This window comes from Solimicrobium silvestre, from assembly GCF_002976435.1.
Classification (GTDB): domain Bacteria; phylum Pseudomonadota; class Gammaproteobacteria; order Burkholderiales; family Burkholderiaceae_D; genus Solimicrobium; species Solimicrobium silvestre.
In genome coordinates this window covers 42,515-60,522 of the sequence record NZ_PUGF01000014.1, presented here as the reverse complement: position 1 = coordinate 60,522, position 18,008 = coordinate 42,515, and the positions used below count along the sequence as shown (strand labels likewise).

Here is an 18,008-nt window from a genome sequence, read left to right as displayed (position 1 = left end):
TAGTTTTTGAAATAGAAATAGGGGACTTTAAAAAGAGTCGGATACCGGGCGCATTCTTAATTAGAGATCATCGAGCTGGCCGATTATCCATTGGCTCTCATCAACACACGGTCGAATGGCCGGTCTTCGATCAGATGGCGCACTGCGTCAGCCGCCTCGGATAAGGGAAACACGTTAGCAATCGTCGGTTGGAGCCCGCCAGCAGCGAGATTGCCGTTCGTCAAGCGCATCACACCGTCCTGGAGCTTTTCGCGTGACAGGTCGATCACATGCTCGTAACCGGCTGCGCGTGCCAGTTCCGTCTTGTGCGTGGTACTCGCAGTAAAAATCGCCATTGATGCGCCCAGCCGCCTTGCAATCTGTACGGTCTCCATGCCGACGGCACCGCCAATGCCGGGTGCCAATACCGTTTTCTCCGGTTTGAAGTGTGCAAATTCGGTGAGTGCCAGATAGCCGATCGGATAACCGGCACCGGCCAGGAACGCAGCCGCATGATCGTCGTCGATGTTGGCGGGAACGCGTTTCAAACCTGCTGCCGGCATTGCGATAAATTGACGCCAGGTACCATCTGCGGCCAGGCCAAAACCTTTCCCGGATACGAACACGCGATCTCCTACCGCGAAGGCTGGGCTTTTTGTTTCTATCACTACCCCGACACCGTTCTGACCGCCAATGCGAGGTAAATTGTCTGCGGTAGCGGCATAAAAGTGCCCGGATCGAAACGTATTGTCGAGCGGATTAATGTCGACAGTGCGCATCTCCAGCAACACCTCACCATCCACCGGTTGTGGTCGAGGAAGGTCGTCCACGCGATTTTCTTCATAGCCGCCATAAGCTTGATATTGAACTGCCAGCATAATTTTTCCCCAATAAAAAATTGAAAGCGGAGCCGCCAGGTTGCTGCTCTACGTTGCCCTAGTTTGAATTACATAAGGTGCTCGCTCAGTGAGCGTGCTTTGCAAAAAATACGCCGGTAACAGCGATCAATTCGTCAATCTGCTTTTCGTCTTGGGATACATTGAAAAAATGATCCGTGGGTCCTACAAAGAGTTCGCCTTGTCAGTGGTGGTATTTAATTAAACTCTGACCTATGGCTGGTTGCGGAAACACAATCGTATCCTTGGTCCCAACGGCGACGAAGAGTGGCCCTTTGTAACTGACAAGTTCTGCCGCAGGATCTAGCGTTAACAGACTAATAAAGAAACCTGACTTGAGCTTGACTTCGCCTCCCGTCGGCATCCCGAGTGGGACCGGTTTGTCGTCCCCATTCAGGCCTTCTTTGATCTTGTCAGCACCCCACAGCAACGGAAACCATGCTTTAACGTGGCCTGCTGAAGTCTAGTTTTATTTAACTAGACTTCAAGTGGCGCTATGCAAACTTTCAGCGATTGATCAAACAGTTTTGTTATGAAAATAAATCATCTTTAATGCATTAATCGGAATCCATTAGTTGATTCCGATTAAGGTTACTTAAGCAAGGGCGGGATAGTCGATATAGCCCTCGGCACCAGCCGTCATGAAAGTTTCCGGCCGCTGCTCGTTCAATGGTGCGCCCACTAATAGGCGTCGAGGTAGATCAGGATTAGCGATGAATAACCGGCCGAAAGCAATTGCATCGGCGCTACCGTCAGCGAGAATTTGTTCGGCAGTGGTTCCAGTTAGCTGTTCGTTGGCAATATAAGTTCCACCGAATGCCTTTTTCAGTTCTGCGCTAAGCGGGGCATCAACGAGGGCATCGCGTGAAAAAATGAAGGCAATGCCACGCTCGCCGAGTTGACGCGCAACGTAGCCGAAGGTGGCTGCGGGATTTGAGTCTGACATGGAGTAGTAGCCGCCGCGCGGTGCTAAATGCACACCGACACGTGATGCGCCCCATACCGAGATGCACGCATCTGTTACTTCAAGCAACAGTCGTGCGCGATTTTCGATTGAGCCACCGTAGATATCCGCGCGCTTGTTCGAGCCATCTTGTAGGAATTGGTCGAGTAAGTATCCGTTGGCACCATGTATTTCCACGCCGTCGAAGCCTGCAGCCTTGGCATTTTCTGCGCCTTGGCGGAACGCCGCGATAATCCCAGGTAATTCATCAATTTCAAGAGCGCGTGGAGTGACATAAGGGCGCTCTGGGCGCAGCAGACTTACATGACCTTCAACAGCGATCGCGCTAGGAGCTACCGGTAATTCATCATCAAGAAAAATTGGGTCGGAGACGCGGCCCACGTGCCAGAGTTGCGCCAGTATGCGTCCTCCGGCAGCATGCACGGCGGAGGTGACTTGCTTCCAACCTGCAACTTGCTCGGCAGACCATAGGCCTGGGGTGTCGGCGTAACCCACTCCCTGCGGAGTCACGGAGGTAGCTTCGCTGATAATCAAGCCCGCCGATGCGCGCTGAGCATAATATTGCGCCATCAACTCGTTGGGAACTCGCCCCTTGCCCACAGCGCGCGCACGCGTCAGTGGTGCCATGATGATGCGATTTGGAAGATCAAGATCGCCGATGCGAATCGGATTAAATAGTGCGGACATAGTTCTTTCTTTCATTTAATTAAGGTGAATGCACTTCGTTGCAGGGCAGCGAAGTGCAAGTGAGCGGGGTGAAAAAGCATCACGGATGACGCCTAAGACGTTGCTCCTCGTCTCTTTCATTCTGGCTCCGTAAATTTAAGCAGTCTGGAGTAATATAATATTATGTAACGCACATAAGCACAGTTTAAAAAAATAATGAAACAACTCATAGGCTATAAATCTAGCTCACCTATAAAATTTAATTCGAAGCTAAAGTTAGTGTTAGTGTTTTGTGGCAGCTTTTACCATCACCTGCTCCAGAATATGCTTCGGCACGATTGCGTAGTGCTTAAATTCCATCGTGTACGTCGCTCTGCCCTGAGACAATGAACGCAGGGTGGTCGAGTAGCCGAACATCTCGGCTAGCGGTACTAGCGCCTTAATCAGCTTGCCGCCACCGCCTGGGATTTCGTCCGTTCCTTGCACCATTCCGCGCCGCGACGTCAAGTCGCCCATCGCATTACCCATGAACTCTTCGGGTGTTTCTACTTCGACCTGCATCATCGGTTCAAGTAGTTGTGGATCGGCACGCCGCATTCCATCTTTGAAAGCCATCGAGCCAGCCATACGGAAGGCGTTTTCGTTCGAGTCCACGTCGTGGTAGGAACCGAAAGTGAGCGACACGCGCACGTCCACTACCGGATAACCAGCCAGTACACCTGAGCGCAGCGTTTCCTGTATGCCCTTGTCTACGGCTGGAATGAATTCACGCGGTACTACGCCGCCCTTGATCGCATCAACGAATTCGTACCCCTTTCCTGGCTCCATCGGCTCAAGCTTCAGCACCACATGGCCGTACTGTCCTTTACCGCCGGATTGCTTGATGAACTTGCCTTCGACATCGGAGACCTGCTTGCGAATCGTCTCGCGATAAGCCACTTGCGGTTTGCCTACCGTTGCATCGACGCCGAATTCGCGCTTCATACGATCCACTAATATTTCCAAATGCAACTCGCCCATGCCTGCGATGATAGTTTGTCCTGATTCCTGATCTGTATGAACTCGGAATGAAGGATCTTCTTGCGCCAGCCGGTTCAGGGCAACGCCCATCTTCTCCTGATCCACCTTGGTCTTTGGCTCCACCGCTTGCGAAATCACCGGCTCAGGAAAGATCATTTTTTCCAGTACGATCACGTGCTCCGGCGCACTCAGAGTGTCACCCGTGGTGACGGTTTTCAGGCCGACGGCCGCCGCGATATCGCCAGCATAAACATCTTTGACTTCCTTGCGCTCGTTGGCATGCATTTGAAAGATGCGGCCCAAGCGTTCTTTCTGCGACTTAGTCGGGTTATAGACTGTATCGCCAGCATGTACCACGCCGGAATAGACGCGGAAAAAAGTCAGATGTCCCACGAATGGGTCGCTCATAATTTTGAAGGCGAGCGCGGAGAATGGCTCGTCGTCTAGCGGATGACGTTCGATCAAATTATCGTCCTCGTCGTGACCGGCTATCGCGGGCACGTCAGCCGGTGACGGCAAGTAGTCAACTACCGCGTCCAGTATTGCCTGTACACCCTTGTTCTTGAAAGCGCTGCCAGCCAACATCGGCACAATCTCATTGCGGATCGTGCGTAGACGCAGAGCTTGCTTAATCTCGTCTTCGGTCAGGGTTTCTCCGTTTAGGTACTTCTCAGTCAGCTCGGGCGTCGCTTCTGCTGCGGCTCCAACCATGTGGTCGCGCCACTTCTGCGCCAACTCCTTCAGTTCGGCCGGAATTTCTTCGTACGTGAATTGCACGCCCTGGCTGGCATCATCCCAGCTGATCGCCCGCATCTTTACCAGGTCAATAACACCTTGGAAATGGTCTTCCGCGCCGAGTGGAATCTGGATCGGTACGGCGTTGCCCTTCAGATGTTCCGTGATCTGTTGATGTACTCGAAAGAAGTCGGCACCGACACGATCCATCTTGTTGACGAAGGCAATGCGCGGCACGGCATATTTATTTGCTTGACGCCAAACGGTTCTGGATTGCGGCTGCACGCCACCGACTGCGTCGTACACCATCACGGCACCGTCCAGCACGCGCATCGAGCGTTCAACTTCAATCGTAAAATCAACGTGGCCCGGCGTGTCAATAATATTGATGCGATGTTCAGCAAGATTACCCGCCATGCCTTTCCAGAAAGCGGTGGTGGCGGCCGAGGTGATTGTGATACCGCGTTCCTGCTCCTGCTCCATCCAATCCATCGTTGCGGCGCCGTTATGCACTTCGCCGATTTTGTGATTGACGCCTGTGTAGAACAGGATGCGCTCGGTAGTCGTAGTCTTGCCAGCGTCGATGTGGGCGCTGATGCCAATATTGCGGTAACGCTCAATAGGTGTCTTGCGGGTCATCATAAATCTCCATGAACACGGCACGGTCATTACAGACCACCGTGAAAAACAAAAAAACATGAATGGGACTGGGAGCTACAACAAAATATAAGAGTCGAAATAAGAATCGTCGTTTTCAATATAGCTGAATTTGCGTCCCGTTCAATATGAATTAGTGTAACGCACACAGTCACACTAACGCAAGCAAAAAATTTCATTAAATAATGTGAAGATAAATTTTAAGGGGGATTAGAGCGATTTCGTAGCGTCGCCGTGACTTTTAGGAACAAAGGGAAAACCAGCACATGTTTCAACATTTTTAACAATGTCCGCTAGCGTAGTCTTTGCGAGCGAGTGCTCCAGTGCCTTGGTGATTCGGTCAAATTCCTCTTCCAACACAGGTGTAATATTGTGGCCTATATAACATGCGGGGTTAGGCTTGGAGCGGTGCAGCGCGAAGAACTGGGGCTCTTCGACTGCTTGATAAATATCAAGCAGCGTAATCTTATTCGCCGGTTTCGCAAGTAGGTTTCCCCCGCCTTGACCCATTTGTGCATGAGTTAATCCGACATCCGCCAGGGTGCTGAGAATACGGCGCACCACGGTTGGGTTGGTATTCACGCTACGCGCAATATCCTCGGAGCGCACAGCTTGCCCGGGATGCATGGCAATATTGGAAAGAATATGAATGGCTACGGCAAAGCGGGTAGATGTGGGCACAATGTTGTCCTAATTTACTTGATATGGGGCGATCTCTTGGCGCCGGCTAAAGCCGGAAACGGCACAGACATCAGCACAGCAGGTGCTGGCAAAGGATCAGCGATATTGATGTGTGATTGTAGCACGCACACACTCTGAATGCGTACCGCTGTTTATGTTTGTAATTCCACTGTGCTTGTTAGAAAATTGTCACGCATCCAGCAGGCAGCTGGCCCTAAATTATGTTGGCGCGACCAGATTACATGCATCGGTATTTGTCTGGGCCAGCCGCCGGTGCGTAATTCCACTAATTTGGTTTCGGCAAAGCGTTTGACTAACCAGCGCGGTAGCTTGGCCCAGCCGAAACCCAGTTCTGTCATTTCCAGCAAAATCAGGTAATTGGATGACGACCAGCTCAAACTGGTGCGCTTGCTATAGGCATCGTCGGCAAAGGTATTTAAGCGCAACTCCCTTGTGGCGCTCAGCATGGCGTTGCTGATGGTGGATTGGTTTGTCAGTGCATGTCCTGCACTGACAAACAGGCCGATTTCAGACGGATCGCTTAGGGTATCGAAACTGATATCGGGCGGGTATTCAGCTTGTGCCGTAATTAATGCCAGTTGCACCCGGTTTTCTTGAACTAGTTCAACGGCGTCATGATCTTCGGCGATCAGGCATTCCAATTGTAAATCTGGGAAACGCTGCTCAATTTTTTTCAGCATGACTTCAAAGACATTGGATTGATAGGTGTCCGATAGCGCAAAACTCAATTGAGCTTCTTGCCCTCCGACCAACAAACGAGCCGCAATGCTTAAGCGATGCTGAGCCTCCAGAACTTGTTGTGCATGTACCAGCATGCTGCGTCCCTGTGCCGTCAATGTTGGGCGTCGTGTGCGGCGATCAAACAGGGACACACCAAGGTCAATTTCCAGATTAGCTATTGCTTCGCTGACGGTGGATTGGCGCTTACCTAGCTTGCGCGCAGCTGCTGAAAAAGAGCCTGAATTGGCTGCTTCAACAAACACATTTAAGGCTTCGTGTGAAATCATGGTATCAATTTTTCCGATGGTAACTACATTGATACTATCAGTATAGTTGAATGAAAATAGCTGCACTACTCTTAAATTAATAGAAAGTATGCATCATGACAACACGAAAACACTGGCTGGAACGCGTCTTCCATGCCTTCTTATTTGAATTATTGGCTCTGATTATTTGTGTTCCATTATTGGTTTGGGGTTTGGGGCTGGAAGTGGTGCACGCTGGTGCCTTAACGTTAATAATTTCTCTGGTAGCAATGGTCTGGAATATGATTTTTAATGCTATTTTTGATTATTTTGAACGTCGTTATCATTGGCAGCGCACTACAAAAATTCGGCTCTTGCACGGCATTTCGTTTGAAGCTGGACTGATACTCGCTGTTGTTCCTCTCATCGCATGGTGGGCGGATATATCGTTATTGGAAGCATTTGTGCTGGATATTGGCTTATTGATGTTCTTCTTGCCATACACGATTATCTATAACTGGGCATATGACCGGTTGCGTGCAGCTTTTTACCAACAAAATGCCGCGATGTAATTAACTAGTCCTATACGTACTGAAATCACTTGATTGCCGGTAGTTGTATAGGGCGCCTTGAATAGTTCTAAAAAATAAATTAAGCTGAAAATCGGAAATTAGAGGAATAACTTTAATTTCCGATTATTTCTTTTGCTGTCATAAATTTGTCATATGTTATCTTCATACTCCACAAGTTAAAAACAGGAAACTGCATAATTAAGTGGTGGTTTTCCGAAATAAAAATTATTCCAAAAATAAAGTTAGGGAAATTATGAAATTAAGTCCTTTAGCGCTGGCATGTTCAGCGCTGGTCGTTCTCGCGGGTTGCCATAGCGGTTCATCATCAGTAGCAACTCCACCAAGTGTGAATGGTATAGCCTCAGCAGGAGCGCCGTTGGTGGGCGTTGTTGTAACGGCGACAGATTCTAGCGGGAATGTTATTCAGTCGACGCCGACCGATGCTACGGGTAAATTCGCGATTGCACTGGGTGGTTCTGGTCCTTATGTATTGACGACACCATTTAATGATGCTGATGGCTCACCGGCATTATTGTCTTCAGTCTACGTTCCATCCGGTGTGTTCGCCGGTTCGTTGCAAGCAAATATTAATCCACTTACTTCCTTAATTACTTCGCGGGTACTGGGTGCTATTCCAAGCGCCGCTCCGACGGGCGCACAAATAACTACGGCGGCGATTACCCCGACTACGGTGGCGAATGCAGAGCTGGCGATCACTACTTTGTTGCAACCGATATACACCGCGTTAGCTATTCCTGCTACTGAAACCGCTGACCCTATCGGGACCACCGTGTACAAGGCAAATAGCAGTGATCCACTGGATAATTTATTCACATTGGCACATTTCATGGTGCATTCCGGTCAGATCAGTATCGGTACCGATGCTAACCGTGCTGTTATTAATGTTCCAGCCACCGGTACGCTGGCGAGCAGTATTCCAACAACTGCAGTGACTTCATTAGTCGCGTTAAATGCCGGCGGCACGACGACACCAATTACTAATGTGATTGTGGTCATCGGCGAAAATCAAACATTTGATGCCGTATTTGGTACCTATCCAGCGCCGCAAGGCCAAACCGTGAATAATTTGCTGTCTGAAGGAATTATTAACGCTGACGGAACACCGGGACCGAATTTTAATCTTGCGCTGCAAAATCAAGGCGCAACACAAACTACGTACAGTATTAATCCAACTCGCTCAGTAGCTTATGCGACGTTGCCGCAACCATTGCAAATCGGTGAATTAACATCGTCGTTGGCAACATTAGGTGGTACGCCTGATCCGCATTTTCCTGCTAATTTAGCAAATGGCCCGTTCCAGCTGACTAAATATGTACCTTATGCAGTGACAGCATCTAATCCGATCGGAGTTACTACAGGGGATCCGGTACATCGCTTCTTCCAGATGTGGCAACAAACCGGTGGTAATAATGCCAAGCTGGATATGTTTACCTGGGTGGCCGATTCGGTTGGCCAGGGTGGTGATACATCAGGTGTTACACCTGCTAATCCGTCGCAAGGCGGTGAGTTGATGGCGTTCTTGAATATGCAGGCTGGTGATGTGCCGTACTTGAAATCGTTGGCGCAAAGTTATGCGCTCAGTGATAACTACCATCAATCAATTTTAGGTGGTACTGGCGCGAACTTCTTTGCTATTGCGACCGCCGATTCACCGTATTTCAATACAGCGGGTGCTGTTGCTGCACCGCCCGCGAATCAAATTGAAAATCCAAATCCAATGGCTGGTACGCCTAACTTTTATACGCAAGATGGTTATAGCGGCGGCTCGTATGTGAATTGTTCTGATTCAACACAGCCTGGCGTAGCGCCAATTTTAGCGGCATTAACCGCGGTTAACGTGCCAAGCAATTGCGATACAGGTAAATACTATTTGGTGAATAATTACGCGCCAGGTTACGACATGAACGGTAATGTTCAACCTATCGGCCCAAAAAATTACAACTATCCACCACAAACGGTACCAACCATTGCTGAAGCTTTGGCGAATAAAGGCGTGTCGTGGAAATGGTATACCGGTGCTCGTGAAATAGCGGATGTGACAGCAGATGCGACAGCACTTGGTTTGCCTGCTAGTGCAGGTGTTTATGCGCTACTTCAATCTGCGCAGTACAACGCAATCGGTGATCCGTTGGTTGCATCTCAAAATGTCATGACATCGACATCGTTAAAAGCGGGTCTGGCGGGTTTGACGACCTTTTATAACGACGTTAAAAATAGCACATTGCCAGCCGTGTCCTTTGTTGTGCCGAAGAATTTGGATAGCGGACATCCTGGTTATTCTGTTGAAATGAAATACGAATTGTTCTTGCAGAATTTGGTCGCTCAAGTAAAAGCGAACCCAACTTTGTGGGCACATACCGCGATTATCATTACAACGGATGAGGGTGGCGGTCACTTTGATACTGGCGCTATCCAAAACATGGACTTTTTTGGTGATGGCCCACGGATTCCAATGTTAGTTGTGTCTCCTTATGCCCGTACGAATTACATTGATCACACTTACCACGATCATGCATCGGTATTGAAATTTATTGAGCGTAACTGGAAGTTGCCACCATTATCAGCACGTAGCCGGGACAATCATCCAATCCCTGTGACGACATCGGCTAACTTGTATAAGCCAACAAATACCACGCCGGCAATTGGTGATTTAATGTCGATGTTTAATTTCTGATTGTTTTCTTCTTAATTGCGTTAAATTAATTAGTGAATAAAGAAGATTAACGGAGTAAGTGTTAAACACTTACTCCGTTTTTGCTTAGTATTTTTATGATGGGTTTTGGAAATGCGTAACTGTTTTAAATCGTTGTTTTGCCTGTTTTTAGTTATGTTGCTCGGTGCATGCCAAAAACAATCTTCACCAACTGCAGCAACTCAATCGGCACCTTCCTCAGTCTTGCCCGCACCCGCTTATGCACAAGCTCCAACTGCGGCTTACCCTAAAAAAAATGCCAGCTGGGTGCGCTACCCCGATCAATCGGTGCCGTTAAGCCCGCAAGCAGAACTAGGTCGCAAATTATTCTTTGATATTTCCCTTTCCGCATCAGGACAGATGTCCTGCGCGACTTGCCATAACCCTGATCATGCGTATGCCCCAATCAATGATCTGGCCGTGCAACTCGGTGGGCCAAAGCTGGATCGGGCCGGTACCCGTTCGGTGCCATCACTGCGCTATATCAGCTTTACGCCGTTATTTACTCGCCATTTCTATTTGCCGGGTCCGGAAGGTTTGGAGGATGAAGGGCCAACGGGTGGCTTTACCCATGACGGGGCAATCCGTACCTTGCATGAGCAAGCCAGCATTCCTTTATTGAGTGCCAATGAAATGGCTAATCTAGATGCGGCCAGTGTTGCTCAAAAAGTGCAGGTCGCTGTTTATGCAAAGCAGTTTCAACAGGTTTATGGCGAGCAGGTTTTTAGCAATGTAAATAAAACGCTGGAACAAGTTGGCAATGCGCTGGAAGCTTTTCAAATGGAAGATGCCAGTTTTCACCCTTACACCAGCAAATTTGATGCGGTAGTTTCTGGTAATGCGACGTTTACCGACGCTGAGTTACGTGGCTACCGGGTATTTAAAGATCCGAGCAAAGGTAATTGCGCCAAATGCCATATCGATACGGTAGGCGCGGGTGGGAGTCCGGCTCAATTTACCGATTTTGAATTTGAAGCAATCGGTGTTCCTCGTAATCCAGCGATTCCAGCTAACCGTTCCACCAGTTATTTTGATATGGGGATTTGCGGCCCTTATCGTAAAGATATGAGTCGTGAAACACTTTTTTGCGGCATGTTTAAAACACCAACCTTGCGTAATGTCGTAACCCGTAAAGTGTTTTTTCATAACGGCTATTTCCATGACTTGGATGAGGTGATGCATTTTTATGTGGAGCGTGACCGCAAACCGCAAAAATGGTATTCCAAAGTGCATGGAAAAGTGCAGATGTTTGACGATCTACCCAAGCAATATCAGGACAATGTCGACCATGTTACTGCACCTTTTAATCGTAAAAAAGGTGCACCTGCTGCACTAAATGAAGCGGAGATCAAGGACTTGATCGAATTCCTGACAACCTTATCCGACGGCTATTCAGCCAAGCCGGGCGCAGAGTTGTAATCTATTAAGTTATTGCATCAACTCTGCACTGGCGCGTATCATTAGCAATTCTATTAGCAATTCGATGCGTAATTAAGGCGTAAATCTGAATAATAATCAGGCTATTTACGCTGTTTTCGTATACGCCCATGCTTACCCTATTTTTTTAACGTATCTAATGGCTTTCAGGGCGATGAAGGCCATTAAATTTGGCAGTATATGTTTATCCCTGGGTAAAGATTGACCCTAATGACGTATTTTCAATTTGCATACTAAGGTATGTAATTTATAGATAATATTATGAAACTCTATTCTTATTTTCGCTCATCAGCCTCGTTCCGAGTGCGTATTGTCCTCAATTTAAAACAACTTCCTTATGACTATGACGCGGTGCATCTGGTTAAGCAGGGTGGTGCACAGCATACGCCAGCGTACTTGGCCCTGAATCCAATGGGTGCAGTGCCGAGCTTGGATGACGACGGTAAAGTTTTGACGCAATCCATGGCAATGTGCGAATATCTGGAAGAATTGCATCCGCAGCCGGCATTGTTGCCAGTCGATGCGTTTGAGCGCGCTTGGGTGCGTTCGGTCTGCAATCTGGTGGCATGTGACATTCATCCGGTGAATAATCTACGAATTCTCAAATACCTGACAGGCCCGCTGGCACTGACCGAAGAGCAAAAAACGGCTTGGTACCACCATTGGATTGCACAAGGTTTTACTGCCTTGGAAAAACTGGTTGCGCAAAAAGCGGGTACATATTGCTGCGGTGATGAGCCAAGTCTGGCCGATGCTTTCGTGGTTCCGCAAATCTGGAATGCAGCGCGTTTTGCCTGTCCGATGGAAGACTATCCAACTTTGCGTCGCATCTATGAAAATGCCATGCTGCTGCCCGCTTTTGAACAAGCTGCACCAGCCGCTCAGCCCGATGCTGAGTGATCAAGCGTGATCAATGTATCTCAGATTTATTCCGGATTCAGCCATGTATCCGGCTCAAAACTTGCTGTTCCGGTATTGCGCCACCAAGGCTTGTAATTTATCCTACAAGCCTTTGCTCGCCATTCAGACACTTAAAATTAGCCAGGAGACAATATGAATAAACTTTATCCCGATGCCAACACAGCCTTGAAAGACATTGTTAAAGATGGTCAGACTATTGCAGTGGGTGGCTTTGGTCTGTGCGGTATTCCAGAGGCGTTAATCGGTGCTTTGCGCGATTCCGGTGTGCAAAACTTAACCGCTATTTCGAACAATGCCGGCGTGGATGGATTTGGATTGGGGCAGTTATTAACTACGCGCCAAATTAAAAAAATGATCTCTTCTTATGTCGGTGAAAACAAAGAATTTGAACGTCAATATTTAGCCGGTGAACTGGCTTTGGAATTTACTCCGCAAGGCACGCTGGCTGAAAAATTGCGGGCTGGCGGCGCGGGCATTCCAGCTTTTTTCACTAAAACCGGAGTAGGAACGATTGTTGCCGAAGGCAAGGAAATCCGCGAATTTGACGGGCATAACTATGTCATGGAACGTGCATTGGTGGCCGATGTGTCATTGGTGAAAGCCTATAAGGCTGATAAAGCCGGTAATCTGGTGTACCGCAAAACGGCGCGCAACTTTAATCCTAATGTGGCGATGGCAGGTAAAATCACGGTGGCAGAAGTCGAGCATATTGTGGAAATCGGCGAACTCGATCCCGATGAAATTCACACACCCGGCATTTATGTGCACCGGATCGTGCTCAACACCACACCGGAAAAACGTATCGAACAACGTACATTAACAGTCGCAGCGACAACCAAGGCGGGAGAATAAGCATGGCATGGAATCGTGATGAAATGGCTGCACGCGCAGCGCAAGAATTGCAAGACGGGTTTTATGTCAACTTAGGTATCGGCTTGCCAACCATGGTGGCTAATCATGTTCCAACGGGCATGGAAGTCTGGTTGCAATCTGAAAACGGTTTGTTGGGCATCGGCCCGTTTCCTACTGAAGAGCAGGTTGACCCTGACTTAATTAATGCCGGAAAACAAACGGTTACAACCTTGCCTGGCTCATCTATTTTTAGTTCTGCCGATTCCTTCGCGATGATACGCGGCGGGAAAATTAATCTGGCCATTTTGGGCGCAATGCAAGTCAGTCAAACTGGTGATTTAGCCAATTGGATGATCCCCGGGAAAATGGTCAAGGGCATGGGCGGCGCGATGGATTTGGTGGCTGGCGTTGGCCGCGTGGTGGTGCTCATGGAGCATGTCGCCAAAGGTGATTCGCACAAAATTCTAAATTCCTGTAATTTGCCGTTGACTGGTGTCGGCGTGGTAAATCGGATCATTACCGATTTAGGCGTTATCGACATTACACCTAACGGCTTAAAATTAGCGGAATTGGCGCCCGGTGTTTCAGTTGAAGAAATTATCACTAAAACAGAAGCAAAGCTGGATGTAAGTGCGCTGGTTTAATGGCATAAAGCCGATGGTGTGCCGTTGAAGTTAACGGGGCGGTCCATCGGTTAGTTTTAATGCTAATAGAGAGTTTTCCTTGTACTAAGATGGTATTAGTAGGTGCAAGGAAACTCCGCATCACTCAGGTTTCATTCTTATTTCGTGTCGTTTAATCGTACTTTTTATTCAATCAATTTAACGTCTGTGAGTATTATTTTATTCACAAAGCAGTACTTTTTGCTTATGTAGAGATTTCTACTTTTATAATTTGTCCGCTCTAACAATCTCTTCAATGAATCTAAGAGATTTTGGGATGGAATAACCTAGGGATCAACATGATACGCAGATCTGATCAAGTTCGGATTGAGTCGGTACAATGCATTTCCCCTGATGGTTTGCATCGCATGGCCTATAAGGAATGGGGCGAAGTTGATAACCCCAATGTGCTGTTGTGCGTGCATGGTGTTACCCGTGTTTCCGATGATTTTGATGCGTTGGCACGCGAATTGTCTAGCCAATTTCGGGTAATTTGCCCCGATGTAGTAGGGCGCGGACGTTCGGGTTGGTTGCGTAATCCGCAGCATTATCAGGTGCAGCAATATGTCTGCGACATGGTGACATTATTAGCGCGCATTAATCCACCCAATCTGTCCTTTCTCGGTACTTCAATGGGCGGTTTGATCGGAATAGGCTTGGCTTCCTTGCCTGAAAACCCAATTCAAAAATTAATTTTGAACGATATTGGACCGGTCTTGAATATCTCGGCGCTGACCCGGATTGCGCAATATATCGGCCAACCAATGCGGTTTGCCACATTTGATGAAGCTGCCCAGTTTATCCGTACAATTTCGCAGACTTTCGGTGAGCACACCGAAGAGGAGTGGCATAAATTTTGCATGGATGTTTTGCGACAGGATAAAGATGGCATGTGGATACGGCATTACGACTTAAAGCTTGCCGTGTCGATGCAGGCAGTCAGTCCGGAATTGGCCGAAGCGATGCAGATGATGATGTGGGCGGCCTATGACGCTATTGCCTGTCCTACCCTGTTACTACGTGGCGCCGAATCGGATTTATTATTACCGGAAACTGCACTGCAAATGACAAAGCGCGGGCCACGCGCTCAGTTGGTTGAATTTGAAAAAGTAGGACATGCTCCCACTTTGGTGCATGCTGATCAAATTACGGTAATAAAAGATTTTCTGCTGGAATAGTTGGGTTTATTATTGAGTTGGTTTCACAAGGATTGCAATGCAAAATCAAGAAATTAAGCGCTTCCATGTCGGTACGCGTATGTCGGAAATGGCCGTATATAACCGCACTGTGTATTTGGCCGGGCAAGTTACTGCCGATGATAGTTTGGACATCGCTGGACAAACCAGCAGCGTTTTAGCGCAAATAGATACCTTGTTGGCGGAAGCTGGCACCGATAAATCACACATCTTAATGTGCCAGATTTATCTTTCAGATTTGACACATTTTGCAGCGATGAATCAAGTTTGGGAAGGTTGGGTCGCTAAAGGTAATACCCCGCCGCGCGCTACCGTGCAGGCAGCTCTTGCGAATCCAGCCTGGTTAATTGAAGTAGTGATTACGGCAGCGCTAAAAGCCGCAAACTAGTAATTAAGTAATTAAATAAGTAAGTAATTAAAACGAGTAATTGCCCCATGGTCTCCATAGCCGCTGTCAACAGCGAAAACATCGACAACCTAGTTGCCAGCCTTTCACCGGAAGACGCGCAACGGGTGCTTGATGCGCTCGAATTCGTCTCTCCCCATTACGAAGCGGTGGAATTGGTCACAGGGCAAAATGCCTTGCAATTTGCGCGCGGTGTGGCTGCAACCTTAGGTTCCTTGCGCAGTGATGCCGACACCCGAATTGCCAGCTTGCTGTTTGAATTGCCGCAAATTGACCCTCGTGCAGCGGAAGGCATTGAAGCTCGTTTTGGTAAAGAAATTGTTGATTTGGTCGGCGGTGTGCGTGGCTTAATGCGTTTAAGTGCATTGCACTTGATGCAGCAGGCCGCACTACCTGAACCTGGACGTAATAAAAACGCCGCGCAGCAGGCTTCCACACAGCTGGAAACCTTGCGCAAAATGTTACTGGCGATGGCGTCAGATATGCGGGTGGTCTTGGTGCGTCTGGCTTCTAGGCTCACTACCTTGCGCTATTTCGCCGAACAAAAACGCTTTGATGAAACCAGTAAGCAATACGCGCGTGAAACGTTTGATTTATACGCGCCGCTGGCTAACCGTTTGGGCGTGTGGCAAATGAAATGGGAATTGGAAGATCTGTCGTTCCGTTTTATTGAGCCTGAATCGTATTCAAAAATTGCCAGAATGCTGGAAGAAAAGCGTACCGAACGCGAAGAGTTTATCGCCAAGTCGATAGATCGCTTGCAGCATGAAATGAATGCCGTTGGTATTAAAGCCGAAGTGTTTGGTCGGCCTAAGCATATTTTTAGTATCTGGAACAAAATGCGCGGCAAAGACATTGACTTTGACGAGCTTAATGACGTGCGTGCGTTCCGGATTATTGTTGACGACATCAAGGCCTGCTATACCGTATTAGGCATTGTGCACAACATCTGGACTCCAGTTCCCGAAGAGTTCGATGATTACATCGCACGCCCCAAACCAAATGGCTACCAATCATTGCATACCGTTGTTATTGCTGACGATAAGCGCGGCTTTGAGGTGCAAGTTCGCACCAAAGACATGCACCATTTTGCCGAGTATGGCGTGGCAGCACATTGGCGTTATAAAGAAGAGGGCGGTTCGAATTTTGCCGGGCAAGAGTACGACGAAAAAATTGCCTGGTTGCGCCAATTATTAGCCTGGAAAACCGATATCACGGAAGCCGTAGTAGGCGACGATAATTTACAGCGCGAGTGGGTAGAGAAACTCAAATCAACCACGCTGGATGATCGTATTTACGTACTCACTCCGCAAGCACGCGTTATTGAATTGCCGAATAACGCTACGCCGATTGACTTCGCCTACCATTTGCATACATCCGTCGGGCATAACTGCCGTGGTGCACGCGTAGATGGCGTGATGGTGCCGTTAAATACTCCGCTTAAAAATGGGCAGACCGTTGAAATTATTACTGCAAAAATCGGATTGGAGACCGGCCCATCGCGTGATTGGCTAAATCCCGAATATGCAGTTGGTTCACGCACCCGCTCCAAAATCCGCGCTTGGTTTAATGCCTTGGATCAGCAAGAAACCTTGAGTAAAGGGCGTGCACAAGTTGAGAAAACCTTGCAGCGCGAAGGTAAAACGGTCATGAATTTAGAAGAGCTGGCGCGCAAGTGCGGCTTTGATAAAGTGGAAGACCTGTTTTTGTCGGTAGGTAAAGAAGAGTTTAGCCTGCGTCAGGTTGAGCATGCTTTGCATGACGAAGTTGTACCGCCGGTATCTGACGAAGTATTAATTAATAAAAGCCGCGCCTCAAGTGTGATTCAAGGCGCGAAGTCAGGCGTGTTAGTGGTTGGTACTGACGGTTTATTAACGCTTCTGGCTAAGTGCTGCAAACCTGCGCCGCCGGATGTGATCGTCGGTTTTGTGACGCGCGGCAAAGGCGTGTCGATCCATCGCGCTAATTGTAAAAATTTTACCGAGATGCGCAAAAAATCACCGGAACGGGTGATTCTGACTACTTGGGGGCAGCCAGGACGCGAAACGGTTTATCCAGTTGATATTTATGTTCTGGCGCAAGATAGGCAAGGTTTGTTACGCGATATTTCAGAAATTTTTTCACGCGAAAAAATTAATGTGATTGGCGTGAGCACCCAAAGTGCTAAAGGTCAGGCGCGGATGTCGTTTACGGCAGAAATCGGCTCTACTGCGCAATTGCAAAAAGCCTTAATGGTGTTGCGTGATGTGAGTGGCGTGCAGGATGTGCGACGTCAGTAATCGGGTATATTCTTGCGAAAAACAGGGGTAGGGTGGGCACAGACTCACCGTGCCCACGCGTAGCCGTGAATAAGCAATGGATTGTGTGAGGGTATTGTTAATCAAATGTTACGCGTGGGCACGATGAACATTTGATCAACAAAGAGAAAGTGTCGAACCTATTATTGACCGTCGATAACGCGTGGGCACAAGAGCGTGCCCACCCTACGAACCTAAAAATAATAAAAAAGTAGCGAAAAATGCTTTACGCTCAACATGAACTTTGCTATAGTCTCGGCTCTTCGGGGCGGTTAGTTCAGCTGGTTAGAATACTTGGTCGACATCCAAGGGGTCGGGGATTCGAATTCCTCACCGCCCACCACAAATTTGCAGTAACACGTAACTCA

15 protein-coding genes and 1 tRNA gene are annotated in these 18,008 nt (G+C 48.3%); 10 read left to right on the top strand and 6 right to left on the bottom strand.

What is annotated here, in order from left to right; translation table 11 throughout:
* Window positions 1-83 precede the first annotated feature (83 nt).
* The 6 genes from S2091_RS14750 to S2091_RS14725 form a co-directional block, all read right to left on the bottom strand.
* Window positions 84-857: a quinone oxidoreductase family protein gene (locus S2091_RS14750; RefSeq protein ID WP_105532713.1), complete on the bottom strand. Its 774-nt coding sequence runs from the start codon at window positions 855-857 to the stop codon at window positions 84-86.
* 202 nt (window positions 858-1,059) lie between these two features.
* The gene (locus tag S2091_RS14745; RefSeq protein ID WP_105532712.1) at window positions 1,060-1,305 is read right to left on the bottom strand and encodes a hypothetical protein; all 246 of its coding nucleotides are present in this window, start codon (window positions 1,303-1,305) and stop codon (window positions 1,060-1,062) included.
* A gap of 165 nt (window positions 1,306-1,470) precedes the next feature.
* Window positions 1,471-2,526 (bottom strand): alkene reductase, encoded by a 1,056-nt coding sequence (locus S2091_RS14740; protein WP_105532711.1) that lies wholly within the window; start codon window positions 2,524-2,526, stop codon window positions 1,471-1,473.
* Window positions 2,527-2,787: 261 nt separating this feature from the next.
* Complete coding sequence (fusA, locus tag S2091_RS14735; RefSeq protein WP_105532710.1) at window positions 2,788-4,899, bottom strand: elongation factor G; 2,112 nt, start codon at window positions 4,897-4,899, stop codon at window positions 2,788-2,790.
* Between the two features lie 228 nt (window positions 4,900-5,127).
* Window positions 5,128-5,598: an Rrf2 family transcriptional regulator gene (locus tag S2091_RS14730; RefSeq protein ID WP_105532709.1), complete on the bottom strand. Its 471-nt coding sequence runs from the start codon at window positions 5,596-5,598 to the stop codon at window positions 5,128-5,130.
* 152 nt (window positions 5,599-5,750) lie between these two features.
* Window positions 5,751-6,626: a LysR family transcriptional regulator gene (locus S2091_RS14725; protein ID WP_105532708.1), complete on the bottom strand. Its 876-nt coding sequence runs from the start codon at window positions 6,624-6,626 to the stop codon at window positions 5,751-5,753.
* Between the two features lie 95 nt (window positions 6,627-6,721).
* On the opposite strand from S2091_RS14725, the gene S2091_RS14720 reads away from it, so the two are divergent.
* The 10 genes from S2091_RS14720 to S2091_RS14675 all read left to right on the top strand — a co-directional run bounded on the left by S2091_RS14720 (window position 6,722) and on the right by S2091_RS14675 (window position 17,983).
* Window positions 6,722-7,156 (top strand): multidrug/biocide efflux PACE transporter, encoded by a 435-nt coding sequence (locus S2091_RS14720; RefSeq protein WP_105532707.1) that lies wholly within the window; start codon window positions 6,722-6,724, stop codon window positions 7,154-7,156.
* Between the two features lie 253 nt (window positions 7,157-7,409).
* A complete protein-coding gene (locus tag S2091_RS14715) occupies window positions 7,410-9,851 on the top strand; it encodes an alkaline phosphatase family protein (RefSeq protein WP_105532706.1) in 2,442 nt (813 codons plus the stop codon).
* Window positions 9,852-9,962: 111 nt separating this feature from the next.
* Window positions 9,963-11,288: a cytochrome-c peroxidase gene (locus S2091_RS14710; RefSeq protein ID WP_105532705.1), complete on the top strand. Its 1,326-nt coding sequence runs from the start codon at window positions 9,963-9,965 to the stop codon at window positions 11,286-11,288.
* Between the two features lie 279 nt (window positions 11,289-11,567).
* Window positions 11,568-12,206 (top strand): maleylacetoacetate isomerase, encoded by a 639-nt coding sequence (maiA, locus tag S2091_RS14705; RefSeq protein ID WP_105532704.1) that lies wholly within the window; start codon window positions 11,568-11,570, stop codon window positions 12,204-12,206.
* Between the two features lie 153 nt (window positions 12,207-12,359).
* Window positions 12,360-13,079: a CoA transferase subunit A gene (locus S2091_RS14700; RefSeq protein ID WP_105532703.1), complete on the top strand. Its 720-nt coding sequence runs from the start codon at window positions 12,360-12,362 to the stop codon at window positions 13,077-13,079.
* A 2-nt stretch (window positions 13,080-13,081) separates the two neighbouring features.
* Entirely contained in the window at window positions 13,082-13,723 is a 642-nt protein-coding gene (locus tag S2091_RS14695; RefSeq protein WP_105532702.1) for a CoA transferase subunit B, read from the top strand.
* 317 nt (window positions 13,724-14,040) lie between these two features.
* On the top strand, window positions 14,041-14,919 hold the full coding sequence (locus tag S2091_RS14690) for an alpha/beta fold hydrolase (protein ID WP_243405436.1): 879 nt from the start codon (window positions 14,041-14,043) through the stop codon (window positions 14,917-14,919).
* A 37-nt stretch (window positions 14,920-14,956) separates the two neighbouring features.
* The gene (locus tag S2091_RS14685; protein WP_105532701.1) at window positions 14,957-15,325 is read left to right on the top strand and encodes a RidA family protein; all 369 of its coding nucleotides are present in this window, start codon (window positions 14,957-14,959) and stop codon (window positions 15,323-15,325) included.
* A gap of 47 nt (window positions 15,326-15,372) precedes the next feature.
* On the top strand, window positions 15,373-17,622 hold the full coding sequence (locus S2091_RS14680) for a RelA/SpoT family protein (RefSeq protein ID WP_105532700.1): 2,250 nt from the start codon (window positions 15,373-15,375) through the stop codon (window positions 17,620-17,622).
* Window positions 17,623-17,906: 284 nt separating this feature from the next.
* Window positions 17,907-17,983, top strand: a tRNA-Val gene (locus S2091_RS14675).
* Window positions 17,984-18,008 lie beyond the last annotated feature (25 nt).